Annotated in this window: 30 protein-coding genes; 7 read left to right on the forward strand and 23 right to left on the reverse strand. The window is 46.3% G+C overall.

Annotated elements, in window-relative coordinates:
• Positions 1-27: 27 nt before the first annotated feature.
• Genes cyoE through ICN16_RS05505 form a run of 4 tightly spaced genes read right to left on the reverse strand, consistent with a single transcriptional unit; the run spans position 28 to position 3,477 of the window.
• The gene (gene cyoE, locus ICN16_RS05490; RefSeq protein ID WP_216135296.1) at positions 28-921 is read right to left on the reverse strand and encodes a heme o synthase; all 894 of its coding nucleotides are present in this window, start codon (positions 919-921) and stop codon (positions 28-30) included.
• Positions 918-2,048: a heme A synthase gene (locus ICN16_RS05495; RefSeq protein WP_216135298.1), complete on the reverse strand. Its 1,131-nt coding sequence runs from the start codon at positions 2,046-2,048 to the stop codon at positions 918-920. The genes cyoE and ICN16_RS05495 overlap by 4 nt, the downstream gene beginning before the upstream one ends.
• On the reverse strand, positions 2,045-2,704 hold the full coding sequence (locus ICN16_RS05500; protein ID WP_216135300.1) for a hypothetical protein: 660 nt from the start codon (positions 2,702-2,704) through the stop codon (positions 2,045-2,047). The genes ICN16_RS05495 and ICN16_RS05500 overlap by 4 nt, the downstream gene beginning before the upstream one ends.
• Positions 2,701-3,477, reverse strand: a complete 777-nt coding sequence (locus ICN16_RS05505; RefSeq protein ID WP_216861872.1) for an SURF1 family protein — start codon at positions 3,475-3,477, stop codon at positions 2,701-2,703. The genes ICN16_RS05500 and ICN16_RS05505 overlap by 4 nt, the downstream gene beginning before the upstream one ends.
• A 20-nt stretch (positions 3,478-3,497) precedes the next feature.
• Here ICN16_RS05505 and ICN16_RS05510 point away from each other — a divergent pair, with 20 nt between their 5' ends.
• Positions 3,498-3,710 (forward strand): twin transmembrane helix small protein, encoded by a 213-nt coding sequence (locus tag ICN16_RS05510; RefSeq protein ID WP_216135302.1) that lies wholly within the window; start codon positions 3,498-3,500, stop codon positions 3,708-3,710.
• Positions 3,711-3,771: 61 nt separating this feature from the next.
• On the opposite strand, the gene ICN16_RS05515 is transcribed toward ICN16_RS05510, so the two are convergent.
• From ICN16_RS05515 to ICN16_RS05545, 7 genes are all read right to left on the reverse strand, one after another.
• Positions 3,772-4,626 (reverse strand): cytochrome c oxidase subunit 3, encoded by an 855-nt coding sequence (locus ICN16_RS05515; RefSeq protein ID WP_216135305.1) that lies wholly within the window; start codon positions 4,624-4,626, stop codon positions 3,772-3,774.
• Between the two features lie 29 nt (positions 4,627-4,655).
• Complete coding sequence (locus ICN16_RS05520; RefSeq protein WP_197712874.1) at positions 4,656-4,850, reverse strand: DUF2970 domain-containing protein; 195 nt, start codon at positions 4,848-4,850, stop codon at positions 4,656-4,658.
• Entirely contained in the window at positions 4,847-5,440 is a 594-nt protein-coding gene (locus tag ICN16_RS05525; protein WP_216135308.1) for a cytochrome c oxidase assembly protein, read from the reverse strand. Before ICN16_RS05525 ends, ICN16_RS05520 begins: the two co-directional genes overlap by 4 nt.
• A gap of 15 nt (positions 5,441-5,455) precedes the next feature.
• Positions 5,456-5,590, reverse strand: coding sequence for a cytochrome oxidase small assembly protein (locus ICN16_RS05530; RefSeq protein WP_216135311.1), 135 nt, complete (start codon positions 5,588-5,590; stop codon positions 5,456-5,458).
• Positions 5,574-7,193 carry a cytochrome c oxidase subunit I gene (ctaD, locus tag ICN16_RS05535; protein ID WP_216135314.1) on the reverse strand — a complete coding sequence of 540 codons (1,620 nt, stop codon included), beginning with the start codon at positions 7,191-7,193 and terminating at the stop codon, positions 5,574-5,576. Before ctaD ends, ICN16_RS05530 begins: the two co-directional genes overlap by 17 nt.
• 40 nt (positions 7,194-7,233) lie before the next feature.
• Positions 7,234-8,391, reverse strand: coding sequence for a cytochrome c oxidase subunit II (gene coxB, locus ICN16_RS05540; RefSeq protein ID WP_216135317.1), 1,158 nt, complete (start codon positions 8,389-8,391; stop codon positions 7,234-7,236).
• A 181-nt stretch (positions 8,392-8,572) separates the two neighbouring features.
• Positions 8,573-9,376, reverse strand: coding sequence for a class I SAM-dependent methyltransferase (locus tag ICN16_RS05545; RefSeq protein ID WP_216135320.1), 804 nt, complete (start codon positions 9,374-9,376; stop codon positions 8,573-8,575).
• Between the two features lie 23 nt (positions 9,377-9,399).
• Here ICN16_RS05545 and ICN16_RS05550 point away from each other — a divergent pair, with 23 nt between their 5' ends.
• Both ICN16_RS05550 and trmL read left to right on the forward strand, forming a co-directional pair.
• Positions 9,400-10,161 carry a ComF family protein gene (locus tag ICN16_RS05550; protein WP_216135323.1) on the forward strand — a complete coding sequence of 254 codons (762 nt, stop codon included), beginning with the start codon at positions 9,400-9,402 and terminating at the stop codon, positions 10,159-10,161.
• Complete coding sequence (trmL, locus tag ICN16_RS05555; protein ID WP_216135325.1) at positions 10,154-10,624, forward strand: tRNA (uridine(34)/cytosine(34)/5-carboxymethylaminomethyluridine(34)-2'-O)-methyltransferase TrmL; 471 nt, start codon at positions 10,154-10,156, stop codon at positions 10,622-10,624. The genes ICN16_RS05550 and trmL overlap by 8 nt, the downstream gene beginning before the upstream one ends.
• 5 nt (positions 10,625-10,629) lie before the next feature.
• On the opposite strand, the gene ICN16_RS05560 is transcribed toward trmL, so the two are convergent.
• The 4 genes from ICN16_RS05560 to ICN16_RS05575 are packed head-to-tail and all read right to left on the reverse strand — an operon-like array spanning position 10,630 to position 12,888.
• Positions 10,630-11,652 (reverse strand): NAD(P)H-dependent glycerol-3-phosphate dehydrogenase, encoded by a 1,023-nt coding sequence (locus ICN16_RS05560; RefSeq protein WP_216135328.1) that lies wholly within the window; start codon positions 11,650-11,652, stop codon positions 10,630-10,632.
• Between the two features lie 24 nt (positions 11,653-11,676).
• Positions 11,677-12,180: a protein-export chaperone SecB gene (gene secB, locus ICN16_RS05565; RefSeq protein ID WP_216135331.1), complete on the reverse strand. Its 504-nt coding sequence runs from the start codon at positions 12,178-12,180 to the stop codon at positions 11,677-11,679.
• A 24-nt stretch (positions 12,181-12,204) separates the two neighbouring features.
• A complete protein-coding gene (gene grxC, locus ICN16_RS05570) occupies positions 12,205-12,459 on the reverse strand; it encodes a glutaredoxin 3 (RefSeq protein WP_215376059.1) in 255 nt (84 codons plus the stop codon).
• A gap of 15 nt (positions 12,460-12,474) precedes the next feature.
• The gene (locus tag ICN16_RS05575; protein ID WP_216135335.1) at positions 12,475-12,888 is read right to left on the reverse strand and encodes a rhodanese-like domain-containing protein; all 414 of its coding nucleotides are present in this window, start codon (positions 12,886-12,888) and stop codon (positions 12,475-12,477) included.
• A 22-nt stretch (positions 12,889-12,910) separates the two neighbouring features.
• On the opposite strand from ICN16_RS05575, the gene gpmA reads away from it, so the two are divergent.
• From gpmA to ICN16_RS05590, 3 genes are read left to right on the forward strand one after another with little or no spacing between them, the layout of a single operon-like run.
• Positions 12,911-13,600 (forward strand): 2,3-diphosphoglycerate-dependent phosphoglycerate mutase, encoded by a 690-nt coding sequence (gene gpmA / locus ICN16_RS05580; RefSeq protein WP_216135338.1) that lies wholly within the window; start codon positions 12,911-12,913, stop codon positions 13,598-13,600.
• A 14-nt stretch (positions 13,601-13,614) separates the two neighbouring features.
• Entirely contained in the window at positions 13,615-15,048 is a 1,434-nt protein-coding gene (locus ICN16_RS05585; protein WP_216135340.1) for a S41 family peptidase, read from the forward strand.
• A 21-nt stretch (positions 15,049-15,069) separates the two neighbouring features.
• The gene (locus ICN16_RS05590; RefSeq protein ID WP_216135342.1) at positions 15,070-15,822 is read left to right on the forward strand and encodes a molybdopterin-synthase adenylyltransferase MoeB; all 753 of its coding nucleotides are present in this window, start codon (positions 15,070-15,072) and stop codon (positions 15,820-15,822) included.
• 27 nt (positions 15,823-15,849) lie between these two features.
• On the opposite strand, the gene ptsP is transcribed toward ICN16_RS05590, so the two are convergent.
• The 8 genes from ptsP to ICN16_RS05630 form a co-directional block, all read right to left on the reverse strand.
• Positions 15,850-17,601, reverse strand: a complete 1,752-nt coding sequence (ptsP, locus tag ICN16_RS05595) for a phosphoenolpyruvate--protein phosphotransferase (protein WP_216135344.1) — start codon at positions 17,599-17,601, stop codon at positions 15,850-15,852.
• 2 nt (positions 17,602-17,603) lie between these two features.
• Positions 17,604-17,873 (reverse strand): HPr family phosphocarrier protein, encoded by a 270-nt coding sequence (locus tag ICN16_RS05600; protein ID WP_216135347.1) that lies wholly within the window; start codon positions 17,871-17,873, stop codon positions 17,604-17,606.
• Between the two features lie 8 nt (positions 17,874-17,881).
• Positions 17,882-18,316: a PTS sugar transporter subunit IIA gene (locus ICN16_RS05605; protein ID WP_216135350.1), complete on the reverse strand. Its 435-nt coding sequence runs from the start codon at positions 18,314-18,316 to the stop codon at positions 17,882-17,884.
• Between the two features lie 2 nt (positions 18,317-18,318).
• Positions 18,319-19,260, reverse strand: a complete 942-nt coding sequence (gene gshB, locus ICN16_RS05610; protein ID WP_216135353.1) for a glutathione synthase — start codon at positions 19,258-19,260, stop codon at positions 18,319-18,321.
• A 25-nt stretch (positions 19,261-19,285) separates the two neighbouring features.
• Positions 19,286-20,584 carry a glutamate--cysteine ligase gene (gene gshA, locus ICN16_RS05615; protein ID WP_216135356.1) on the reverse strand — a complete coding sequence of 433 codons (1,299 nt, stop codon included), beginning with the start codon at positions 20,582-20,584 and terminating at the stop codon, positions 19,286-19,288.
• A gap of 105 nt (positions 20,585-20,689) precedes the next feature.
• Positions 20,690-22,153: an ammonium transporter gene (locus ICN16_RS05620; protein WP_216135358.1), complete on the reverse strand. Its 1,464-nt coding sequence runs from the start codon at positions 22,151-22,153 to the stop codon at positions 20,690-20,692.
• 13 nt (positions 22,154-22,166) lie between these two features.
• A complete protein-coding gene (locus ICN16_RS05625) occupies positions 22,167-22,505 on the reverse strand; it encodes a P-II family nitrogen regulator (RefSeq protein ID WP_011903792.1) in 339 nt (112 codons plus the stop codon).
• Between the two features lie 25 nt (positions 22,506-22,530).
• Positions 22,531-23,367, reverse strand: coding sequence for a TorF family putative porin (locus ICN16_RS05630; protein ID WP_216135360.1), 837 nt, complete (start codon positions 23,365-23,367; stop codon positions 22,531-22,533).
• A 262-nt stretch (positions 23,368-23,629) separates the two neighbouring features.
• On the opposite strand from ICN16_RS05630, the gene ICN16_RS05635 reads away from it, so the two are divergent.
• Positions 23,630-23,884, forward strand: coding sequence for an accessory factor UbiK family protein (locus tag ICN16_RS05635; RefSeq protein ID WP_015422110.1), 255 nt, complete (start codon positions 23,630-23,632; stop codon positions 23,882-23,884).
• Positions 23,885-23,899 lie beyond the last annotated feature (15 nt).

The following is a 23,899-nucleotide window of genomic DNA, read 5'->3' on the forward strand; positions in this document are numbered from 1 at the left end:
GAAAATTTTGATAAATTCATACTCATTTCAAATGAAATAGTGATCGATTAATAACGCTGCAAACAGCAGAGATAAATAGGTAATCGAAAAACGGAATGTTTTCTTAGCCAACTCGTCGCTATAAGAAACAAATAAAGCAATCACATAAGCCAAGAACATCAGACCTAAAATGATTGCGGAAACTAAATACACTATGCCGCTCATGCCATAGATATAAGGTAGCAAAGTCGCAGCTATCAAAATCAAGGTGTACAGCAAAATATTGAGCAGCGTAAATCGCTCACCATGTGTGACAGGCAGCATCGGCAAGCCACTTTGCACATAGTCATCGCGACGATATAGTGCAAGCGCCCAGAAGTGTGGTGGCGTCCAAACAAAAATAATCAGCACTAAGAGCCAAGCTTCTGCCGATAAACTATTCGTGACTGCCGCCCAACCAAGAGCGGGTGGCATCGCACCAGAGAGTCCACCAATCACAATGTTCTGTGGTGTCGCAGGTTTAAGCAACCAGGTATAAATCACCGCATAACCAACAAAGGTTGCGACGGTGAGCCACATGGTTAATGGATTACAGAAGTTCCATAAGATAACCATTCCCAAACTACCGAGAACAATCGAAAAAATAGTAATGTGGAATGGTGTGACTTCACCTGTTGCAGATGGCCTCCAAGATGTGCGCTTCATCTTCGCATCAACAGCTTGCTCAATCAAACAGTTCATGGCAAAAGCAGCGCCTGCCAATAACCATATACCAACAATCCCACCAATCAGAACTGGATAGGGAACCATGCCAGGGGTAGCTAAGAACATGCCAATCACCGCACAGAACACGGCTAACTGAGTGACGCGGGGCTTGGTGAGCACCCAGTATTGACGCCAACGTGGCATCGCCACAGGGGCGGAAGAGGTGGGGCTACTCATAATGATTTAACCATCTTAATATGAATCGGGGCATTCCAGGAAGCCCATTCGGTCAGGCGAACTAAACAAAATACCAATGCAGCAGAGCCGGCGGTATGCAACAGAGCTGCAAGCAAGGGCCACTGAAAAACCACATTAGAAATACCAGTTATCGCCTGAAGCAATAACAAACCTAACAACAATTTAGCGATACGACACATTTTTAACATTGAGGAATTGCTTAACTGGAGCGCGCTAATTCCTAAAAGCCCTAAAGCTGCAATGGCAATTACAGCAAACACACGATGCGCCCAATGAATTGTTTGCAAAGCAACAGGGGCGATAGATTCGCCTTGAGCATTCAGGCCGAGAGCACGCCAAAGAGTAAAGCCCTCTTGCCAGTCTGTTTCCGGCCAAAGAGCGCCCATGCAGGTCGGAAAATCAGGGCAGGCTAGTACTGCGTAATTCGTACTCACCCAAGCACCCAGAAAGACTTGGATGAATAAGGCCACTGCGGCAAGTAAGAGCAACTTTGCAGAAAGTGGCTTGGGCTGAAGGCGAAGCACTGAAGAAGATTTCTCGCCCCACTCTTGCTGCGCATAAGTCACTAAACAAGCCAGCAAAACCAAAGCCAACATTAAGTGAATGGTGACAATGATCGGTTGCAATTTGAGCGTTACCGTCCAAGCACCAAACGCGCCCTGAATGCACACCAAAACCAGCAATCCGAGACTGCCGAGCAAAGGTTTCATACCTAAGCTTCGCAACTTACTCCAAGCCACTACCACCTGAATCAAAATTAAGGCTCCGACTGTCATTGCCAAATAGCGATGAATCATCTCTATCCAAGCCTTGATAACGGTTACAGGACCTGTAGGCATATTGGCTTCAGCAAGCTGTATCTCGCCAATCGCATGCCATGGATTGGATGTTCCATAGCAACCAGGCCAATCAGGACAACCCAAGCCGGAATCCGTAAGGCGAGTAAAAGCCCCAAAAACAATCAAGTCAAAGGTCATAAAGACCAAAACCCAATTGAGTTTTCGAAAAAAGTTATAGCCCGGTCTCGTCCAAAGATAAACCAAAGGCAAGCCCGCAAAAATAATTGCGATTGCAGCTAACTCCGCGAGCAGTAGCAAACTACTCATTGCAATTGCTCACCCTTACGATTGAGGCGCAGCAGTTTCTCGAGATCTTTCTTAATGCTGCCAAATTCTTTTGGAGAATTCGTCACTGGGAAGACCATCATCTTCGCCGGACTTGGATCAATCAACTGAATCTTCTGACCTGCACCATCACGATTAAGCCAAGCATCAAACTCGGATCTCAACTTAGGATCTGCTGGCAAAGTCAAAATCTGAAAGCCTGCAGTCTTTTGGTCGTAGGCCAACAAGACTGCAGGGTCTACTGGCTTACCATCTGTGTTCACCCAAGCTAGCTGAACGCGACTACTCTCGCGACCGACCGCAATACGCAACTGACGCATTAAAAATAAGGCCTCAAGACAAGATTCATTTTTAATGGTGCATTCGCCGGCTGGCCTAGCCACTAGCAAAGTCCATTTGCCATTAAAAGGAATATCAAACCAAGCGGGGTTTACATCCTGCACAGGCTGAACTAAGGTGCCGAAATTCGTTTTTCCGCCCTCAGGTTTCAAGACGTAATAAGCGAAATAAGAGGCAATAACTGGCGCCGCGCAAGCAAGCAATAAAAATAGCATCTGTAGACGGCCACGGCGAGTCTGCGCATCAATCGCCGAGGAATCCATTTGCGAAGCTGGGATCAATAACTCTTTATCACTCACACTCTATCTCCATTCACAGCAAGCTCTCGCCGATATTTCATGAGCCCATTGATAAGCCAAAATAAAAATCCAGCCAATGCCAAAGCAAACCACTGAAATGCATAAGCATAATGGCGATCGACTCCATTTGTTGGAGAGGGCCAATTTCTGACTAAACCATCTTTTTTTGCTGAATCCGATTCACGAACAATAAATGGCAACTGATTCCACCCATGACTTTCGGCCTCAAGCGATAAATCAAAATTTTGCTCAATTCTAGGAATCACTTTCGTATCGCCTTTTTTTCCCAATTCATAAACCCTTCCAGGGTGAGGGAAAGCAACCCCCTCAATAGTCACCGCTTCATCTGCAGTGCTGACAGGAGGCAACTCAGTACGATTCTCGTTATTCCGAGGAGCCCAGCCTCGATTGACCCAAACAACGGCACCATGACCATCTAATTTCAACGGCATCATCACATAAAAGCCAGATTGCCCCGCACTGCCAGCCCCACCATCCGGAATGGGACGCGGGCGGTTATCCAGCCAAATAGCCTCGGATGGAATAAAGCGGCCACGGGCAAGAATGCGACGCTCTGAAGCCTGTTCTAAGCTCAAGCTATCGGCATTGGCATTGAGTAAGGGCATTTGCAGCCTAGAGGCCAGATTGTCACCTAAGCGAATTTTTTGCTCTGCCCGATTCAACTGCCAAATGCCAGCGCCACAGCCCACTAAAATCACCAACAGGGCTGATAAAGTAGCGACTATACGACTAGTAATTAAGCTAGAAAACATATTTACAGGGGTATTTTGAGATGAAATGGATTATTCCAGTTGCACTGCTAATGATTGTAGGAAGCTTAGGCTCTGCTCTCTACTTCATGATGAAAGATAGGGGTGGCAGCTCAAGAATGGTTCAGTCACTCATGTTGCGTATTGGACTATCAATCGTACTCTTCTTGGGAATTTTAATTGCCCACTACTTTGGCTACATTGAAGCTACCGGTGTTCGGGTAGGTACAAACTAAACAATATAAAAGTAAGCATCCAAAACAAATCGGGGCTTAACGCCCCGATTTTTTTGTACTCTTACATCCAATAAACGGCGATGTAGAGGCCAAGCCAGACTACGTCAACGAAGTGCCAGTACCAAGCAGCACCTTCAAATGCAAAATGATTTTCAGCAGTGAAGTCACCGCGAATCATACGGCGCAACACAATTGCCAACATCAAGCCGCCCAGGAATACGTGGAAACCGTGGAAGCCAGTCAGCATGAAGAATGTTGAACCATAAATGCCTGAAGTTAACTTCAAATTCAAGGCGTGGTAAGCATGGTAATACTCATAAATCTGGAAGCCCAAGAACACAACTCCCAAAGCAACAGTAGCAGCCAAACCATTGATGGCTTGCTTCATATGGCCCTCACGAATCGCATGATGCGCATAAGTAACGGTTACACCAGAAGACAAAAGCAACAATGTGTTGATGGTAGGAATTGGCCATGGGCCCATGGTCGTAAATTTCTCTACCAAGCCTGCAGGACCATCATTAGGCCAAACTGCTGTGAAGTCAGGCCAAAGTAACTTACTCTCCACATCGCCCATCCAAGGCATCGCGATATTTCGCGCATAGAACAGTGCTGCGAAGAATGCGCCGAAGAACATGATCTCAGAGAAGATGAACCAAGCCATCGACCAGCGATAAGAGATATCTACGTTAATGCCGTTTTTACCGGAGTTAGACTCGGCAATCGTGTCGCCAAACCAGTTGTAGAGAACAAATAAAACCCAGAGTACGCCAACCGCAGTCACTGGGCCACCCCAGGCTGCATGGTTTACCCAGCCAGACATACCAGCGCCAAAAGCCAGCAAGCCTAAAGCTGCAGATGCTGGATGACTGGATAGTCCAGGAACAAAATAGTAAGGGGTTGAATTGGATGACATCTTATTCTCTCTATTCAATCAAAAAATAATCAATGGGACACAACTGCTTTAACTATCAAAAGGAGTACGCCCATAAAAATCAAGGCACCTAAAACTCCCGCAATAACAATATGGACAAAACTTAATGAAGCTACATCTTCCTGCAATCCTGATTTCTTACGCACACCCAAAAAAGCCCACAATACAGCGATCATGGATTGCATAAAAGTACTTTTCTTACTCATGACGTCGTTTTCGATTTAGGAGTTGTTGAGCCTGCAGGTTGCTGGCCAACACCTAACTCAAAGAAGGTGTATGACAAGGTAATAGTTTTTACATCAGCGGGTAGTCCCGCATCAATCACAAACATTACCGGCATCTTCTTCATTTCATGGGCCGCCAAGGTTTGCTGCTGAAAACAAAAACATTCTAATTTAGTAAAGAACTCCATGGCACTCTTCGGCGCATAACTTGGTATAGCCTGGGCCTCGACAGTACGATTCAAATTATTGGTTACTTCGTAAACAATCTCCGTCATTTCACCTGGGTGCACTTCTAGGAAGTTTTTTACTGGGCGAAAAGTAAAAGGTCCACGACTATTGGAATCAAACTCGATGGTCACCTTGCGGGAATAGTCCACCTGAGTATTGCCGACCTTGTTTGCACTGTAGGCGCGGATGCCATAGTCGTTCTTGCTAGTGACCACATTAATACCAGTTACTTCGCATAAGGCCTTATACATCGGCACTAATGCATAACCAAAACCAAACATCATCACCGAGGCGATCAATAGCTTCAGCAGGATTTGGCGGTTAATAGAAGCCGTAGCAGTCATAAAAGATCGATGGGCTTAACCCAACATGCTCCGCTTCAGGAGAATGCCAATAAAGAACACAGCGGCAACGCTCAAAAGGATAAAACCCAATCTGCGATTGCTAGCAGATTGGGATTTTTGAACTGCCGTTAACTTAGATTCCTGCGGCATGCAGCTCTTTAGCATCAGGAGGCGTCTCAAATGTATGGTGTGGCGCAGGCGATGGAATTGTCCACTCCAAACCTTTGGCTCCATCCCATGGCTTCATAGATGCTTTTTCGCCTTTGCCGTTATAAGCTGGCAACACAACGAAGAGCAGGAAATATACTTGGGACAAACCAAAACCAAGTGCGCCAATGGAGGCGACCATATTGAAATCAGCAAACTGAGTTGGATAGTCAGCATAGCGACGTGGCATACCCGCTAAACCCAAGAAATGCATTGGGAAGAAAGTAATGTTGAAGAAAATCATGGAAGTCCAGAAGTGGATCTTGCCGCGAGTTTCATTAGCCATATAGCCAGTCCACTTTGGACACCAGTAATAGAAGCCAGCAAACATTGCGAACAATGAACCTGCTACCAACACATAGTGGAAGTGAGCAACAACGTAATAGGTATCTTGCACACCAATATCAATTGGAGCCATCGCCAAGATCAAACCTGTAAAGCCACCCATTGTGAATACGAAGATGAAGCCAACCGCCCACAACATTGGGGTTTCGAATGTCATCGAACCCTTCCACATAGTTGCAACCCAGTTAAAAATCTTCACGCCGGTTGGAACAGCAATCAACATTGTGGCGTACATGAAGAATAGTTGACCAGTTACAGGCATACCTGTTGCAAACATGTGATGAGCCCAAACAATGAATGACAAGATCGCAATAGATGCAGTTGCATAAACCATTGAGCTGTAACCAAACAAAGTTTTTCTGGAGAAAGCAGGGATGATCTCACTCACAATTCCGAATGCCGGAAGAATCATGATGTACACCTCTGGGTGACCAAAGAACCAGAAAATGTGCTGGAACATAATTGGGTCACCACCGCCAACGGCGGAGAAGAAAGAAGTACCGAAATGACGATCTGTAAGAACCATCGTGATTGCACCAGCCAATACAGGCATTACAGCAATCAATAAATAAGCTGTGATCAACCAAGTCCAGCAGAACATTGGCATCTTCATCAAGGTCAAGCCAGGAGCGCGCATGTTCAAGATGGTCACGATGATGTTAATCGAACCCATGATGGAAGAAGCACCCAATAAATGGAGTGCAAAAATACCCATGTCCAAACCTGGGCCCATTTGCGATGTCAATGGAGCGTATAAAGTCCAACCACCAGCAGGTGCGCCGCCAGGCGCTAAAAATGAACCAAACAACAAGCAAGCTGCTACCGGAAGAATCCAGAAGCTAAAGTTATTCATTCGAGCAAAGGCCATATCGGATGCGCCAATTTGCACCGGAATCATCCAGTTCGCAAATCCAACGAATGCCGGCATGATCGCACCGAATACCATCACCAAGCCGTGCATAGTGGTCAACTGATTGAAGAACTCAGGACGCAAGAATTGCAAACCCGGTTGGAACAATTCCAAACGAATACCCAAAGCCATCACACCACCAGCTAATAAGCTGACGAATGAGAAGATCAGATACATCGTGCCAATGTCTTTATGGTTGGTTGCAAACAACCAACGACGCCAACCATGTGGCGTGTGATCATCATGTGCGTGATCGTGTGCGTGATCGTGGGTGGTAGAGACTGTGCTCATGGATTACTCCGGTTTAGTTTGATCTGTATTAATAAATAAATTACTTGCCAGCGCGTGCAGAAACAATATCTTGGGTCTGAATAACCTCACCCGTTTTATTGCCCCAAGCATTGCGGGTATAGGTCATCACTGCAGCAATATCGCCATCAGAAATCATACCAGCCCACTTCGGCATTGCACCCTTACCATTGATAAGGATGTTGTATTGAGCTGCTTTTGGTCCCAACACCACTTTGCTGCCTTCAAGCGCCGGGAATGTACCTGCACCTTTACCGTTAGGCTGATGACAAGCTGCACAGTTAGCTGCATAGACTTTGGCACCACGCTCTTTTTGCTCATCCAAGGTGTAAACCTTAGTAGGATCATCGGAAGCCGCGCCCATTTCTTTCTTCTTCTCTGCTACCCACTTGGTGTAGTCGTCTTGTGAAACCACATTCACCACGATAGGCATAAAGGCATGCTCAGCACCACACAACTCTGAACATTGGCCACGGAACTTACCAATAGTCTCGGCACGGAACCAAGTGTCACGAACGAAGCCAGGAATCGCATCTTGTTTAACGCCAAATGCTGGAATCGTCCATGAGTGGATGACGTCGTTCGCAGTGGTAATCATACGAATCTTTTTACCAACTGGCACAACCATCTCGTTATCTACTTCCATCAAATACGTATTGGATTTAGGTGCCAGGTTATTGATGGCTTCACGTGAAGTAGACATCGTGGACAAGAAGCTAATACCTTCACCCTCACCCTTAATGTAGTCGTAACCCCATTTCCACTGATAACCAGTGGTCTTGATGGTGATATCTGAATTCGTGGTGTCCTTCATTGCCACAACAGTTTTTGTTGCAGGCAACGCCATACCAATCACGATCAACAGTGGAATCACTGTCCAAATAATTTCAACAGTCGTGCTCTCATGAAAAGAGGCAGATTTAGCACCCAAGGATTTGCGATGCTTGAGGATGGAATAGAACATCACCCCAAAAACACCCACGAAAATGAGTGCACAAATAATCAACATCATCCAATGCAACCAATGGATTTCTTGCATGATTTTTGTCGCAGGAGCAGTGAAGTTCAACTGATTCACAGCTGGGCCGCCTGGCATGTTTTCTGCTGCATGAGCAAATGCTGTGCCGAAGGCTGCTACTAGATAGAGCGAAGCCCTAGTGACTTTTCCAAATAAATTCATCTTATTCTCTGTTTATTGTCGTGAACTTCTGCAGCGATAAAGCTCCAGAAAGCCCAAAAAAGCGGTGTCAAGCCAATACATCTAGCGCTGATTATAGGGTCAATTAAGTTCAACAACAAACCGGGTTAACCAGGTCAGTCTCAATCTTGGTAATGGTTTAAAAGATAGTAAGCGCTTACACTTAAGCAGAATCACTCCTAGTCTTGCGTCCGATTTGATTTAGATCAATATAGGCAACGTGATCCTGAGCCTTGGCAAGGTGCTTACCTAAAGCCCAGGCATGCCCGTAAACCACCTCTAAGGTCAATTTTCTTGGCAATTGAGTGAACTGGACGTCATTCTGATCATCAGAAACAAGCAAATTGAGGGCTCTAGCATCAGATATTAAGAGCGCATCAGAGTCGTAATCCAGACTCAAAAACTCCATATCCATTACCGGATCTGAAAAACGCTCACCCAGGAGCGCATCCCCCATATCGTGCATATCCCAAGGACTTGCCAGTTTCTGCAGTGGCAGCTCACGGGATGAGGATTCGGAGCGAAGCTCTTTACCGGTATCAGGGCCCAAATAACTGAAGGTAAGTAAACCGCCCTCTTTGAGCACTCGCCAGCACTCCTGCAAAAAATGCTTAGGGTCAGTCAAGTCTTGAATAAATAGAGTGCTCACGACCATATCGACAGAATTATTAGGGAGATTAATTCGACCTACTTTCCTGTAATCATCGAGAGAAATGTAGGATGCAGACTTCATTCTGGATCCCCAAAAACGAGTCAATCTTAATTTGAATAAATCAAAGCCCGTTAGTTCGGATTCTGGTGCGCTGTGAAAGCGAATTCCCGGAAAACGTTTTGTCAGAAAAGAGGCGTGCGCTCCAGGAAAATCTGGAATCAACAAGACATCTTTTGCCTCTAACTTCACGACGTCTAATTTCTGCAACATACGGTCTGCAATTTCATCCTGAAGCCATCTGATTGATTGGGTCATTGGCTCAGTATACTCAGCGACCCATGCGAATAATAGAGAATATTTTCGAACAAATTTCCTCTCGACTATTGCCTAGCGCCTGTATTGTTTGCGGGGTACATCAAGTGCGCACTCTCTGCGTCGATTGCTCTAAGTTACTAGAATCAGAACAGCTATTACATTACGAATGCTGTAAGCAATGCGGCCTTACCCTTCAAGCAAGCGAGCTGCAAGAAAAGAATTGCCGTGAGTGTGACATTAACCAACCTTACTTTGACGAAACACACTGCCTTCATCGATACGACGGCAAGCTGCAGCCCGCATTACATCAATTGAAATACCAACGTCGACTTACATGTGCGCATGGCTTAGCATCTGCATGGAATGAACTGCTTGCCAGGGGCTTAATGGCAAATCAAGCAGACTATCTGCTGCCAGTGCCACTGAGCCAAGAAAAACTATACGCAAGAGGCTTTAATCAAAGCTGGGAAATAGCCAGACGGATTGATTGTGATGAACGTATTCATAAAAACCCATACATCTTGAAGCGTCATCACCATACTCAGAATCAGGCAAAAGGGAGCCGCATCAATCGTCAGATCGCCATTCAAGATATGTTTTATATCAACCCCCTGCACCAGGAGAGACTGAAATCCACCTCAGTCATTGTGTTTGATGATGTCATGACTAGCGGAGCAACCTTAAATGAAATTGCTCGGGTATTGAAGGACAATGGTGTATCTCGAGTTATTAATTGGGTTCTACTGAGAACACTTCGTCCATCACAAAGATCAGAGCATGTTTAATATTGTTTTATTCGAACCAGAAATTCCACCCAATACAGGCAACATCATTCGCCTATGTGCTAACACGGGAGCAATGTTGCACCTCATCGAGCCACTTGGCTTTCCGATGGAGGATGCCAAACTTCGAAGGGCGGGTCTGGATTACCACGAGTTTGCTAAAGTAAAAGTTCATCAAAACTGGTCGCAATTTCTCGCAAATGAACAACCCAAGCCTGAGCGAATGTTTGCTCTGACTACAAAAGGATCGGGAAAGTTTCATGATGGCAGCTATTTACCAAATGACTATTTCATTTTTGGATCTGAAACTAAAGGCATTACTGAGGAAGTGAGAAACTCAATTCCCAAACCCAATCAAATGCGCTTAGCGATGCAAGATAGCAGTCGCAGTTTGAATCTCTCAAATACGGTAGCGATTGTGGTTTATGAGGCTTGGCGCCAAAACGAATTACTTGGAGGAAGTTAAGAAGCTTAGACTTCGACCTTGGGATCACGTCCCATCAGCTTTTTAACCGCCTCTTGTGGTGAGAGTTTTCCGGATAAGACCTCCCCCATCATCGCAGTTATTGGCATCTCAACACCTAGACGTGTAGCAAGATTGCCAACGGCAGAGGCGCACAACACGCCCTCAGCAACATGCCCCAAGCTACCCAAAATTTCTGGCAACGGTTTTCCTGCAGCAAGCGCCAATCCAACACGACGATTACGAGAGAGATCGCCGGTGGCAGTCAAGATCAAATCACCTACTCCGGTTAATCCCATACAAGTTTCTGGTCTGCCGCCAGCAGCCTTTACCAGACGCATCATTTCCGCAAGGCCGCGAGTTAATACTGCGGCACGTGCATTTAAGCCCAGATCTAAGCCATCGCCAATGCCGGCTGCAATTGCTAGTACGTTTTTAATCGCACCACCCAATTCCACGCCAACTAAATCATCGCTGGCATAGACGCGCATATTGCCGTGATGAAAAGCGCCCTGAACGATGTCACATAAGCTATTCGATTTACTGGCGATGGTCAATGCACAAGGCATTCCATTGCCAACCTCTTGAGCAAAACTGGGCCCCGATAGAGCGCCATAAGAATGATGCAGGCCATGACTATGCAACTGGTTTTCGCGATCCACCACCTGATGGGGTAATAAGGTTGTACTGGGCTCTAGGCCTTTACATAACCAAACAATATTGAGTGGGTGCTTAGCAAGGCGCAATACCTGCGCTATTGTTTCCGATAGACCTGACATCGGAGTAGCAATAACCAAAAGATCATTTTCGGAGAGACGCTCAATGGCGCGCTCAAAACTACTTTCTAATTGCAAGCCCGATGGCAAAACAATGCCGGGTAAATAATCTGCGTTCTCGCCTGACTGCTGAATGCCCTCCAGCTGCTCAGCATTTCGCGACCAAAGACAAACATCGCCCGACTGAAGGTGGCGCGCCGCTTGCGCAGCCATAGCCGTACCCCATGAACCAGCTCCAAGCAGCGTCACTTTCATGATCTGTGGATCTTTCGCGTAGATTTAGTTAGGAAGCTTTCCCTTGCCTTCCTCGGTAGCAGCTTGCTGAGCCTGCATGATGCGATGCTCATACATGCCGTGGAAATTAATTTCATTCAGATGAATTGGCTGGAAACCGGCACGACTGATGGTGTCGGCAATATTTGAGCGCAAGTAAGGATACAAAATTGTTGGGCAAGCGATGCCCAACATTGGATCAATTTGCTCGGGCGGAATATTACTAAATTCAAAAATACCAGCTTGCTTAGCTTCAACCAAAAAAAGTACTTTGTTGTCGACTTTAGCCGTTACTGTCGCAATTAAGGCAACCTCAAATATTTCATCGCTCAAACGCGTAACAGCAACATCCACCTCAACTTCTACTTGAGGCTCAGCCGAGACCAATAAAATTTGCGGTGCATGTGGCTGCTCTAAAGATAAATCTTTGAGATAGATCCGCTGAATACGGAAACCAGGCTCCTTTGAGTTATCAGCTGTATCTGGATTGGAAGTGGCTTGTTCAGTCATTGAAAACTTTCTGAGTAAATTTTTTTAAGCTAAAAGTGGATCAAGTTGGCCGGCACGGTCTAGAGCAACTAGATCGTCATAACCACCAACATGGGTTTCACCGATGTAAATTTGCGGGACAGTACGACGACCCGTACGAGTCATCATGATTTCCCGTTGTGCAGGGTCGCGATCAATCAAAATCTTCTCTAGATTTGCAACGCCTTTTTTCTGCAACAGCTTCTCTGCCATAACGCAGTAAGGGCAAACTTGGGTGCTATACATCGTGACTGGTGGCATACCTAACTCGCTGAATTATTTGACCAATGGCAGAGCTGCAGCCTGCCAACCTTGAACGCCACCATCTAGGACGGCAACTTCAGCGAATCCCAATTTTTTCAGCTCTGGAACGACCTTGCGGGCACTCATGCCTGAGTGACATACCAAAATAACTGGGTTTTTACGGTCTAGTTTGAGCTTGTCCACTCCAGCAGAAATTCGATCTGCCAGGACATGCTTTGATCCAGGAAGATGGCCTGCTTTGAAGTCAGACTCAGGACGCAGGTCCAAAACGGCTGCTTTACGACGATTAATCCAAATCGTTGCCTCTGAAGGCGATAAGCCTTTTCCGCTAATAAGCGTAGATAATGTGGGGAGGAAGAGCGCTGCGCCCGAAACAAACAGGAGGGCAATAAGCGCTAAATTATCAATTTGCGTGAGAAAGTTCATCACCGGATTATAGAATGGCTCTATGAAACAACTTGTCCTTATTCGTCATGGCGAATCCGCCTGGAACCTTGAAAACCGCTTCACTGGCTGGGCGGACGTTGACTTAACCCCCAAAGGCACTGAACAAGCCCTTGCTGCAGGCGAAAATCTTCGCAAGGCAGGCTATGAGTTTGACGTGGCCTACACCTCAGTCCTGAGAAGGGCTATCCGCACCCTTTGGCACGTTCAAGACACAATGGACCTCATGTGGCTACCTGTAGTCCACAGCTGGAGACTAAATGAGCGTCATTATGGCGCTCTCACAGGTCTAAATAAGGCTGAAACCGCCGAACAGTATGGTGATGCCCAAGTTCATATTTGGCGTCGATCCTACGATGTGCGTCCACCACTCTTAGAACGAGGTGATGAGCGTAACCCTCAGAATGATCGTCGTTACGAAAAACTCAGCGCCTCCGACATCCCCTTAGGCGAGTGCCTAAAAGACAACGTAGAGCGTGTACTACCTCTTTGGAATGAATCTATTGCTCCCGCCCTCAAAGCGGGCAAACGTGTATTGCTCGTTGCACATGGCAATAGCATTCGATCTTTGATTAAGTATCTCGACCAGGTTTCTGACGAAGACATTATGGAAATTAACGTCCCTAATGGCATCCCGCTTGTGTATGAGCTTGATGACAACCTCAAACCTATTCAACATTTTTATTTGGATTAAGGTAAAACAGAGGCATGCGCGTATTTTTTAAAAACTTTGCCCTAATTTCTGTTGGCCTTATCGCCGGGGTTGCAGCCACCATCCAGTTCTCAGCTACTGCCCAACAGGGTGCCACGCTACCTTTAGATGAACTGCGCACACTATCCAATGTCTTTGCTCAAATCAAACGTGAATACGTTGAGCCAATTGAAGATAAGCAGTTACTAACAGACGCTGTCAAAGGGATGGTGAGCAGTCTTGATCCGCACTCCACCTATCTCGATAAAAAAGATTTCTCTGAAATGCAGGAACAAACCAGCGGAAAATTTGCTGGCCTCGGCATTGAGATCACCTCAGAGGATGGCGTTGTCAAAGTACTCAATCCCATTGAAGATAGTCCTGCTGCACGCGCTGGACTGCAAGCTGGCGACCTCATTACCCGCTTAGATGACAAACCTGTTCGTGGCATGTCACTCGATAAAGCAGTGCGTACGATGCGTGGCACACCAGGTACAAAAATTACCTTGACGGTCTTTCGTAAAAGCGAGGAGCGTAGCTTTCCAGTAACAATTACTCGCGCTGAAATTAAAGTGCAATCTGTTAAAGCCAAAATTTTGGATAACAACATTGCCTGGGTCCGAGTCACAAGCTTTCAAGAACGCACTGTTCCCGATCTTGCCAAGAAATTAACTGAACTCGCGAATCAAGATCCTAAAATGAAGGGCATCATTCTTGACCTCAGGAACAATGGCGGGGGCTTGCTTCAAGGTGCAGTCGGTGTTGCCGCTGCTTTCCTGCCAGCAGACGCTGTGATCGTTTCAACCAAAGGTCAGACAGCGGACTCTAAGCAGGTATTTAATGCAACACCTGCAATGTATCGCCTCAGCGAGCCTGGCGATCCCTTAGCCAGCGTGCCGGCAATGTATAAAAAATTGCCGATGGTAGTTTTAGTAAACGCCTACTCCGCTTCCGCATCTGAAATTGTGGCTGGCGCATTACAGGATTACAAGCGCGCAACCATTATTGGTAAAACGACTTTCGGCAAAGGCTCGGTGCAAACAGTTCGCCCGCTTACCAATGATTCTGCATTGAAAATTACTACGGCTTATTACTACACACCGAGCGGAAAATCGATTCAGGCTTATGGCATCAAACCGGATATTGCAGTTGATCAAAATAAAGATGGTGATCCTGACGATGTACTCATCACTCGCGAGATCGACAGTGAGAAGCATTTGCGTAACAAGCAATCTTCAGAAGAAAAGCTCGTTGCCGATCGCGAGAAACGTCGCTTAGAAGAGTTGCAGCGCATTGAAGAGAAAAATGCCAAGAAGACTCCTGAAGAGAAGGAAAAGGATAAGTCTAAGAAGCCAATTGAACTCGGTGGCGCGGATGACTTTATGCTTTCTCAAGCGGTCGCATTTATCAATGGTGAGCCTGTAAAGCGCTCGGCCTCAAAGCTAGAATAAGCTCTAGCATTGGTCATACAGATGAATGATGAGCAGCTACTCCGCTACTCGCGGCATTTACTGCTAGAAGAAATTGATGTTGCTGGCCAAGAAAAATTATTTGGCTCGCACATCCTCATTATTGGCGCCGGTGGATTAGGTAGTGCTGCCGCCCCTTATTTAGCCGCAGCTGGCGTGGGAAGAATCACACTAGTCGATCATGACAAGGTTGAGCTTACCAATTTGCAGCGGCAAATCATGCATACCCAACACTCCATTGGCAAAAATAAAGTGGATTCAGGGAAACAATTTTTACAAAGTCTTAATCCTGCGCTCGAGATTAGCGCAATCGTAGAAAAGGCATCAGACCACTTACTGAACGAACTCTTGCCAACAGTAGATCTCGTGTTAGATTGCACTGATAACTTTTCTACCCGTCAACTCATTAATGCAGCCTGTTTTAATCATCAGACTCCACTTGTTTCTGGATCGGCCCTCAAATTTGATGGTCAATTAAGTGTCTTTGATTTTCGCAATCAAGCCTCACCCTGCTACGCCTGCCTCTTTTCACCTGCTGAGCAACTCGAAGAAGTGAGTTGTGCCAGTATGGGCATCTTCTCGCCTTTAGTAGGCATTATTGGAGCAATGCAAGCAGCTCAGGCCTTACAGGTATTAATTGGCTTTGGTCAGCCTTTAGTTGGGAGAATGCTGCTTTGGAATGCGCTCAATACTCAAATTGATGAGATACGCATCTCCAGAAATCCCGAGTGCTTGGTTTGCGGCAAATCTCACTAAGCCTGATTACCGAAACCCAATAAAGACTTAAGAGAGCAACTTTTCAAGTGCAGCGGCCTGCTCTTCAGGCTCGATAGCTTTGAGCACTGCGCCAATACGGGACTTGAGCAAACCCACATCCGCCTTCAAGATCTCGCGCTTTACCAATAACAGCTGGCTAAAGTGCATTGAAAAGTCAGTCAATCCCAAACCGAGCAGCAATTTCGTCATTGAGGGATCGCCCGCCATTTCTCCGCATACTGCCACAGGAATATTGGCTCGCTTAGCCTGATCAATGATGTTGAATAACAAATTCAGAATCGCTGGATGATAGGGATCATAGAGGTGTGCAACTGCATGATCTGCCCGGTCAATAGCCAAGGTGTACTGAATCAAATCATTGGTACCAATGGATAAGAAATCAAAGCGATTAATAAACAAAGGCAATACCAAAGCGGCTGCCGGAATCTCAATCATGGCACCCACTTGGATATTGGGATTAAATGCCTGACCACGTTGATGCAATTGCTGCTTCGCTTTTTCAATCAAGCGTAAGGTTTCATCAATCTCTTTGACATGAGCTAGCATGGGAATCATAATCCGCGCCTGACCATGAGCTGAGGCTCTTAAGATCGCCCGCAACTGCGTTAAGAAGATCTCAGGCTCAGTCAATGACCAGCGAATAGCTCGCAAACCCAAAGGTGAAGTACCCGTCTCGGATAAATCTGAACCTGAACCCAGCGCTTTATCGGCGCCAACGTCAATCGTACGAATATTGACTGGCAATCCATGCATCAGATCTACTACGCGACGATATTCTTGATACTGCTGCTCTTCATCTGGAAGCGCTTGCTTGCGATCCATGAATAAAAATTCTGAGCGGAACAGGCCAACACCAATTGCACCCAAATCGACTGCCTGAGTGGCATCTTCTGGCAATTCAATATTAGCCAGCAATTCAATAGCAACATGATCGGCAGTGGTAGTGCGCGAGTGCTTTAGCTCCTGCAGCTTGCGAGTCTCCTGAATAGCCTTCTCTTGCAATAGGCGGTATTCAGAAAGTAACTGTTCGTCGGGAGCAACAACAACCACACCATGCTCGCCATCAATGACCAGCCAGTCACCATGACGAATCATCTCGCTAGCATGGCGCACACCAACTACCGCTGGGATCTCCATGCTGCGCGCAACAATCGCTGTGTGTGAAGTCTTTCCACCCAAGTCGGTCACGAATCCGGTAAAGGCATGCTCTTTAAAGCGCAGCATGTCATGCGGTGCAATATCGTGCGCCACGATAATGGCATCCACCCCAACATCACTTGGTGACAATAAATCAGAATCGCCTAAGGCATCTTTTTGCTGTGCATTTAGCGCCTTCAACACTCGCTCCGCCACCTGACGAATATCATTCGCGCGCTCTTTTAAATATGCATCTTCAATCTCTGCAAATTGTTCCAAGAGATCATTGAGCTCGGTAGTTAATGCCCAAGCAGCATTTAAACGCTGTGTACGAATTAGTTTGAGTGGCTTCTGGGCTAGGGCTGGATCCGCCAAAATCATGCCATGCACATCTAAGAACGCCGCCATTTCTTGTGGCGCGTCTTTAGGTAAGCCTTGACGTAACTGCGCCAACTCTAAGCGTACCTGCTCAAAAGCATCTAATAACTTTTGAGCCTCGGACTCCTCTTTACCAGCCTCAATTAAGTAATGACTAACCTCTAATGCTGCACGTGAAATCAGTACGGCTTTGCCGATAGCAATGCCTTTAGATACCGCAATACCGTGCAAAGCAAAAGTCATCCTTATTCGCCTTCACCAAATCGATCATTGATTAATGCAGTGAGGGCATGCATTGCCTCGTCCTCTTTTTCGCCAACAGTCTCTAAAGTGACTGTGCTGCCAATACCGGCAGCCAGCATCATGACACCCATAATGCTTTTGGCATTGATTTGACGGCCATTTCGAGATAAGAAGATCTCGCAAGGAAATTCTGCGGCAAGTTGAGATAACTTTGCAGAAGCGCGCGCATGCAATCCCAACTTATTAATAATTTCAATTTCAGCAACAGGCATAGAGAGTCCTATTTCTCCGTAGTGGCTTGTGGGGTTTTAGAACCTAAGCGCAGAATGCCATTTTGACCGCCTTGAAGCGCCTTTTGAGCTAACTCTTCTAAACCCTCGCCACGATGAGAGATGCAACGCATCAGCATGGGTAAATTGAGTCCTGCCAAGACAATCACAGGGGCATTCAGTCCAGACAATGGTCCTAGAGCTTCAAGTTTGGATGCCACATTAGCAGGGGTGGCGCCCATCACATCGGTCAAGATGAGAACACCTTGACCAGTATTGACACCGTAGGCCGCCTTTAAAACCCGATCAAAACTAGCTTTTGTATCTTCATAGGGCGGAATGTCGACAGCCCTCACCCTCTCTGGCACCACACCAAATGCATGCTCTGCAAAACCAAGCATCGCGTTTGCTACTGGGGTGTGAGCAACTATTACGATTCCAACCATGTTTATGCCAATGCCTTTTCAAGCGCTGTTAACCAAAACTTCGGAACATCAAATTCACTTTGCTCAGTAATTTCTACAAAACATGTTGGGCTGGTCACATTAATTTCTGTGACATAAGCACCAATTAAATCTAATCCTACCAAGAACAAGCCTCGGGCATTCAAAATTGGGGCAAGGCGCTCTGCAACCTTCTCCTCGGCAGCTGTCAGTGGCATAGCTACGCCTTTGCCTCCAGCCGCTAAATTACCGCGGATTTCGCTACCCTGCGGAATACGAGCCAATGCAAATGGCACCACTTCACCACCGATCAGTAATACACGTTTATCGCCCTGAGCTATCTCAGGCAAGAATCGCTGCACCATCAAAGTTCGCGCGCCATTCTCGCCAAGCGTTTCTACGATACTGGCGAGGTTTAAGCCATCTGGACCCACGCGGAATACACCCATACCACCCATACCATCGAGAGGCTTAATCACAATGTCTTGATGCTCTTGATGAAACACCTCAATCGCACTGAGTTCACGCGTCACTAAAGTTGGCGGAATGAGTTCCGGAAATTCAGTAATGGATATTTTTTCGGAATGGTCCCGGATAGCTGTTGGATTGTTAAATACTTTTGCGCCCTGACGAACTGCAGCGGATAACAACCAAGTGGTATTCAGATACTCAATATCGAATGGTGGATCCGTGCGCATCATGACTGCGTCAAAAGTATTTAATGGGCGCCCTTCAATGACACCTAATTCAAACCATGATGTACTACTTGGCTTGATCTCGAGAGGCCGACAATCAGCAACTATAAAGTCATCTCTCCAAAGAATATTGCGACTTTCGCAAAACCACAGTTGATGTCCTGCCTCTTGCGCAACTCGCATCATTGCCAAGGTGGAGTCTTTACTAACCTTAAACGACTCTAAAGGATCAGCAATGAAAAGGAGATTCATTTTATGTCTGAGCATTCAAATAAAGTTAAGCGGCTTCAGCATTAGGGTCGGAACGCTCCAACTCTAAAGAGGCTGCCAACAATGCTAGACGTGCAACAACGCCATATAGATAAAAACGATTTGGCGGCGCGCTACCAGGCTTGGCGCCCAGGTCTGGCATGGAGTTTTGCTCAAATGCTAAGGGCACAAAATGCATGCCTGGCGCATTGAGATTCTCATCAGGGCCACGATCGGTATGTACGCGATAGAAGCCGCCAATCACATAGCGGTCAATCATGTACACCACTGGCTCAGCGACCGCCTCATTTACTTTCTCAAAGGTGTATACACCCTCTTGAATCAATACGTCGCTGACCTCAAGACCTTCTTTCACTACGCTCATCTTGTTACGATCTTTGCGATTTAAACCTTTGAGCTGCGCAGGATCGTTGACTACCATGACGCCCATGCCATACGTACCGGCATCCGCCTTAACAACGACATAAGGCTTTTCTTTAATTCCGTACTCACGATATTTCTTAGCAGTCTTCTTAAGCACTTTTTCTACAGCCGCCTGCAGCTCTTCTTCACCCTTACGCTCATGGAAGTTCACGTCGGAGCAACTAGCAAAGTAGGGATTAATCATCCAAGGATCAATATCAACCACCTTCGCAAATTTCTTAGCGACTTCATCGTAGGCTGCAAAGTGATTTGACTTGCGACGGACGTGCCAACCAGCATGCAGGCCTGGCAAGAGATACTGCTCGTGGAGGTTTTCCAAGATCGGAGGGATGCCAGCTGACAAATCATTGTTCAGCAAAATAGAGCATGGATCAAAATCCTTTAAACCTAAACGCTGCTTCTTCAAGCCTAAGCGAGATAAAGGCTCCATCAAGAGGCGATTACCATCGGGCAAATCAATCCAAGTTGGTTTTTTAATTTCATCCGACAAAGTACCTAGACGAACATTCAAGCCGGCTTGACGCAAGATTGAAGACAGGCGTGCAATATTCTGTAGATAGAAAGTATTACGAGTGTGTCGCTCAGGTATTAACAATAAATTTTTTGCTTCAGGACAAATCTTCTCAATTGCCGCCATGGCCGCCTGAACAGCTAAAGGCAACATCTGGGGTGAGAGGTTATTAAAGCCACCCGGGAAAAGATTGGTATCGACCGGTGCCAGCTTAAAGCCTGCATTACGCAAGTCCACCGAACAGTAGAAGGGCGGAGTGTGCTCCTGCCATTCAAGCCTAAACCAGCGCTCGATTGTTGGGGTTGCTTCTAATACCTTCGACTCGAGATCGAGAAGAGGACCGCTAAGGGCAGTGATGAGATGTGGAACCATTTCACCATTGTAAGATTTTTAAAAGAAAGACGCGGAATCCGAGGATCCCGCGCTTAAAAACCGGGCAGCCAACTAAAGCCGCCCAGTGAGGGGTAAAAGCACTAATTAAGACTCGTAAGCAGACTCACCGTGGGAAGTGATATCCAAGCCTTCACGCTCAGCATCTTCCTTGACACGTAAACCAATCACGATATCTACCAATTTGAAGGCGATATATGAAACTACGCCAGACCAAATCAGAGTAACAATCACGCCTTGGCTCTGAATCCACAACTGGCTAGGAATTGAGTACTCAGAAGACGCGGCATTCGCTACGTAATCCCAGATACCTGTTCCACCTAAAGCTGGGTCTGCGAACACACCAGTTAACAAAGCGCCCAAGATGCCGCCAACGCCATGCACACCGAATACGTCCAGGCTGTCATCTGAACCCAACATCTTCTTGAGACCAGAAACACCCCATAAACAAACTACGCCAGCAAGAGCACCAATAACGAGAGCACCCATTGGACCAACAAAGCCAGCAGCTGGAGTAATTGCAACCAAACCAGCTACGCAACCAGATGCAGCTCCCAACATGGAAGGCTTGCCTTTAGTAATCCACTCAGCAAATGACCAACCCAATACTGCAGCAGCTGTTGCCAACAATGTGTTTACGAATGCCAAGACTGCACTGCCGTTTGCTTCGAGAGCAGAACCAGCATTAAAGCCGAACCAACCGAACCACAAGAGTGAAGCACCAATCATGACGAACACTAAGTTATGTGGCTTCATTGCTTCTTTGCCGTAACCTAAGCGCTTACCGATTACAAAAGAACCTACCAAACCTGCAATCGCAGCGTTGATGTGAACAACGGTACCGCCAGCGAAGTCGAGAACACCCTTCTGCCACAACCAGCCAGCACGCGCTGTAATTGCTTCGAGTGATGCAGCGTCTTTAATGTCATCAGGACCAGGCCAAAACCAAACCATGTGAGCGATTGGCAGGTAGCTGAAAGTAAACCAAAGAATCACAAACAAAATGATTGCAGAGAACTTTGCACGCTCAGCAAACGCACCAACGATTAAACAGCAAGTAATTGTTGCAAACGCAGCTTGGAAAGCCATAAATACAAATTCAGGAATCACAACACCCTTACTAAAGGTAGCTGCAACTGAATCTGGAGTAATGCCTTGCAAGAACAAGCGATCTAATCCACCAATAAATGCTCCGCCTTCGCTAAATGCAAAGCTGTAGCCATACAGCGACCACAAGACAGTTACCAATGAAAAGATAAACATACACTGTACGAGTACAGAAAGAATGTTCTTGCTACGTGTTAAACCACCGTAGAACAAAGCCAAACCAGGCAAAGTCATCAAGATCACCAATGCAGTACACACTAGCAACCAAGCTGTATCAGCCTTGTTAGGAACCAATGCAGGAGCGGCGGCAACTGCAGCAGCTGCGGCAGCGGCAACTGGCTTAGCTTCATCAGCAAAAGCTGGTGAAGCTACCATCACACTAGTTGCGCCAATAGCCAAGGCCATTGCGCTTCCAGCTAGGAGTCGTTTCATCCAAGTTAACATTTTGAACCTCTCTTTAAAGTGCTGACGCGCCGGTTTCACCGGTACGAATGCGAATGACGTGTTCAACTGGGGAGACAAAAATCTTGCCATCACCAATTTTTCCAGTACGAGCAGATTTTTCAATTGCTTCAATCGCTCGCTCCAAGATGCCATCTTCAACAGCAGCTTCAATTTTTACTTTAGGTAAAAAGTCGACAACATACTCAGCACCGCGATACAACTCGGTGTGACCTTTTTGACGGCCAAAGCCTTTAACTTCAGTGACGGTAATACCCGAAACTCCCACTTCTGAGAGAGCTTCGCGCACTTCGTCAAGCTTAAAGGGCTTGATGATTGCGGTAATTAATTTCATACGTTTCTCCGTTCAGAGGAAAGAATTAGAAAGTTTTTGTAAGGGCAACTACAGCACCACCACGACCGGCAGAACTATTGGCAGCATTACCTGTTCCAGTAAATGTATTCCAGTAATTAGGATTTGCATTAGTAGCAACATATGACGCTGAGAGAGCTAAGCCACCACCGAAATCTTTAGTTAGCCCAAGCTTCCAATCGGTATAGCTAATATTGTTATATGGCTGCCCTAAAGGACCAGATGTGTTTGGTTGACCGGCGACATACTGATAACCCACGTGACCATTTGCAGAGATACCCCAAAATCCAGTGTCATAGTTCACGGTCAAATCAGGATAAACGGATCCAGCACTATTCGGCGTACCAAAAATAGTTGTTAAGGCATAGTTCACTTTCACAAATCCGGTTAATGGGCCAAAAGTAAAGTTCTGTGCCGCATACAACTCTGTTGTATTTGCATTAACAGTTGCTGAATATGAACCTTTTGACGGATAGTAGTACTGCAACACACCGAAGTCAGATGCAAAACCTGGGGCAATCAATTCTTTCTTAAAGCCGCCATAGAAATCCATCTCAATTGGCGCATTCACAGTATTGGCATTTGCATTGCCAACCCAGTTAATCGAGCTATTCCAGTTTCCGATATAGAGGCCACTTTCATGAGCGTAATCAAAGCCACCTTGAATCGCTGGCTGATAGTTTGACTGAGTGATACCACGATAACGGTAGTCGTTCGTTACAGTAACGTTGGCTGTTACCGGGCTTACTTCTGGAGCATCAGCAGCAATTGCCGATTGAGTAGCTAGACCGCTTAATAAGCCAGATGCTGCGAGAGCGATGGCTGTCTTTTGAATAGTTTTCATGTGTTGCTCCTTGCTGTGTGTAATGAAAAAGGGATAAATGCTTTATTGCATGGAGTGATCATGAATCTCGGCAGCCCTTTCAATTTGGTGCAATTCCCCTAAATAAGGCTTATGCCCACCTTTAGTGCGTATATTTGCACCAATTTGGGTCATTTTGCTGCAATTGCAGCATTTTTGGCTGGTTTTGCCTGTTTTTAGCCCAACAACATAAAATAGGTTCTGTATCTTTTAAGCAACTCTCAACAGAACGGCGGGCGGCATTATGCAAAAACCAGGCGAAATCCTAGAACAAATTCAGCGGATTGCTAGCGATATGCAAAACAAGGTTGGGGATGCTATTCGCAACTCACCCGCACAAGAGATTGAGAAGAATGTGCGCGCGATGATGAATCAAGGTTTTCAAAAAATGGACTTAGTTACTCGCGAAGAGTTCGATCTGCAATCTAAAGTGCTTGCCAAGACCAGAGAAAAACTAGAAGCCCTCGAAGCTAAAGTAGCTGCTTTAGAAAAGTCTTAACCAGAATTTCAGTCT

The sequence above is a fragment of the Polynucleobacter sp. es-MAR-4 genome (genome assembly GCF_018882055.1).
Taxonomy (GTDB): domain Bacteria; phylum Pseudomonadota; class Gammaproteobacteria; order Burkholderiales; family Burkholderiaceae; genus Polynucleobacter.

Excerpts from the sequence above, each read along its gene's own strand:
- cyoE (WP_216135296.1), bottom strand. The coding sequence starts at position 921 with ATGAGTAGCCCCACCTCTTCCGCCCCTGTGGCGATGCCACGTTGGCGT.
- ICN16_RS05495 (WP_216135298.1), bottom strand. The coding sequence starts at position 2,048 with ATGAGTAGTTTGCTACTGCTCGCGGAGTTAGCTGCAATCGCAATTATT.
- ICN16_RS05505 (WP_216861872.1), bottom strand. The coding sequence starts at position 3,477 with ATGTTTTCTAGCTTAATTACTAGTCGTATAGTCGCTACTTTATCAGCC.
- ICN16_RS05510 (WP_216135302.1), top strand. The coding sequence starts at position 3,498 with ATGAAATGGATTATTCCAGTTGCACTGCTAATGATTGTAGGAAGCTTA.
- ICN16_RS05515 (WP_216135305.1), bottom strand. The coding sequence starts at position 4,626 with ATGTCATCCAATTCAACCCCTTACTATTTTGTTCCTGGACTATCCAGT.
- ICN16_RS05520 (WP_197712874.1), bottom strand. The coding sequence starts at position 4,850 with ATGAGTAAGAAAAGTACTTTTATGCAATCCATGATCGCTGTATTGTGG.
- ICN16_RS05525 (WP_216135308.1), bottom strand. The coding sequence starts at position 5,440 with ATGACTGCTACGGCTTCTATTAACCGCCAAATCCTGCTGAAGCTATTG.
- ICN16_RS05530 (WP_216135311.1), bottom strand. The coding sequence starts at position 5,590 with ATGCCGCAGGAATCTAAGTTAACGGCAGTTCAAAAATCCCAATCTGCT.
- ctaD (WP_216135314.1), bottom strand. The coding sequence starts at position 7,193 with ATGAGCACAGTCTCTACCACCCACGATCACGCACACGATCACGCACAT.
- coxB (WP_216135317.1), bottom strand. The coding sequence starts at position 8,391 with ATGAATTTATTTGGAAAAGTCACTAGGGCTTCGCTCTATCTAGTAGCA.
- ICN16_RS05545 (WP_216135320.1), bottom strand. The coding sequence starts at position 9,376 with ATGACCCAATCAATCAGATGGCTTCAGGATGAAATTGCAGACCGTATG.
- ICN16_RS05550 (WP_216135323.1), top strand. The coding sequence starts at position 9,400 with ATGCGAATAATAGAGAATATTTTCGAACAAATTTCCTCTCGACTATTG.
- trmL (WP_216135325.1), top strand. The coding sequence starts at position 10,154 with ATGTTTAATATTGTTTTATTCGAACCAGAAATTCCACCCAATACAGGC.
- ICN16_RS05560 (WP_216135328.1), bottom strand. The coding sequence starts at position 11,652 with ATGAAAGTGACGCTGCTTGGAGCTGGTTCATGGGGTACGGCTATGGCT.
- secB (WP_216135331.1), bottom strand. The coding sequence starts at position 12,180 with ATGACTGAACAAGCCACTTCCAATCCAGATACAGCTGATAACTCAAAG.
- grxC (WP_215376059.1), bottom strand. The coding sequence starts at position 12,459 with ATGCCACCAGTCACGATGTATAGCACCCAAGTTTGCCCTTACTGCGTT.
- ICN16_RS05575 (WP_216135335.1), bottom strand. The coding sequence starts at position 12,888 with ATGAACTTTCTCACGCAAATTGATAATTTAGCGCTTATTGCCCTCCTG.
- gpmA (WP_216135338.1), top strand. The coding sequence starts at position 12,911 with ATGAAACAACTTGTCCTTATTCGTCATGGCGAATCCGCCTGGAACCTT.
- ICN16_RS05585 (WP_216135340.1), top strand. The coding sequence starts at position 13,615 with ATGCGCGTATTTTTTAAAAACTTTGCCCTAATTTCTGTTGGCCTTATC.
- ICN16_RS05590 (WP_216135342.1), top strand. The coding sequence starts at position 15,070 with ATGAATGATGAGCAGCTACTCCGCTACTCGCGGCATTTACTGCTAGAA.
- ptsP (WP_216135344.1), bottom strand. The coding sequence starts at position 17,601 with ATGACTTTTGCTTTGCACGGTATTGCGGTATCTAAAGGCATTGCTATC.
- ICN16_RS05600 (WP_216135347.1), bottom strand. The coding sequence starts at position 17,873 with ATGCCTGTTGCTGAAATTGAAATTATTAATAAGTTGGGATTGCATGCG.
- ICN16_RS05605 (WP_216135350.1), bottom strand. The coding sequence starts at position 18,316 with ATGGTTGGAATCGTAATAGTTGCTCACACCCCAGTAGCAAACGCGATG.
- gshB (WP_216135353.1), bottom strand. The coding sequence starts at position 19,260 with ATGAATCTCCTTTTCATTGCTGATCCTTTAGAGTCGTTTAAGGTTAGT.
- gshA (WP_216135356.1), bottom strand. The coding sequence starts at position 20,584 with ATGGTTCCACATCTCATCACTGCCCTTAGCGGTCCTCTTCTCGATCTC.
- ICN16_RS05620 (WP_216135358.1), bottom strand. The coding sequence starts at position 22,153 with ATGTTAACTTGGATGAAACGACTCCTAGCTGGAAGCGCAATGGCCTTG.
- ICN16_RS05625 (WP_011903792.1), bottom strand. The coding sequence starts at position 22,505 with ATGAAATTAATTACCGCAATCATCAAGCCCTTTAAGCTTGACGAAGTG.
- ICN16_RS05630 (WP_216135360.1), bottom strand. The coding sequence starts at position 23,367 with ATGAAAACTATTCAAAAGACAGCCATCGCTCTCGCAGCATCTGGCTTA.
- ICN16_RS05635 (WP_015422110.1), top strand. The coding sequence starts at position 23,630 with ATGCAAAAACCAGGCGAAATCCTAGAACAAATTCAGCGGATTGCTAGC.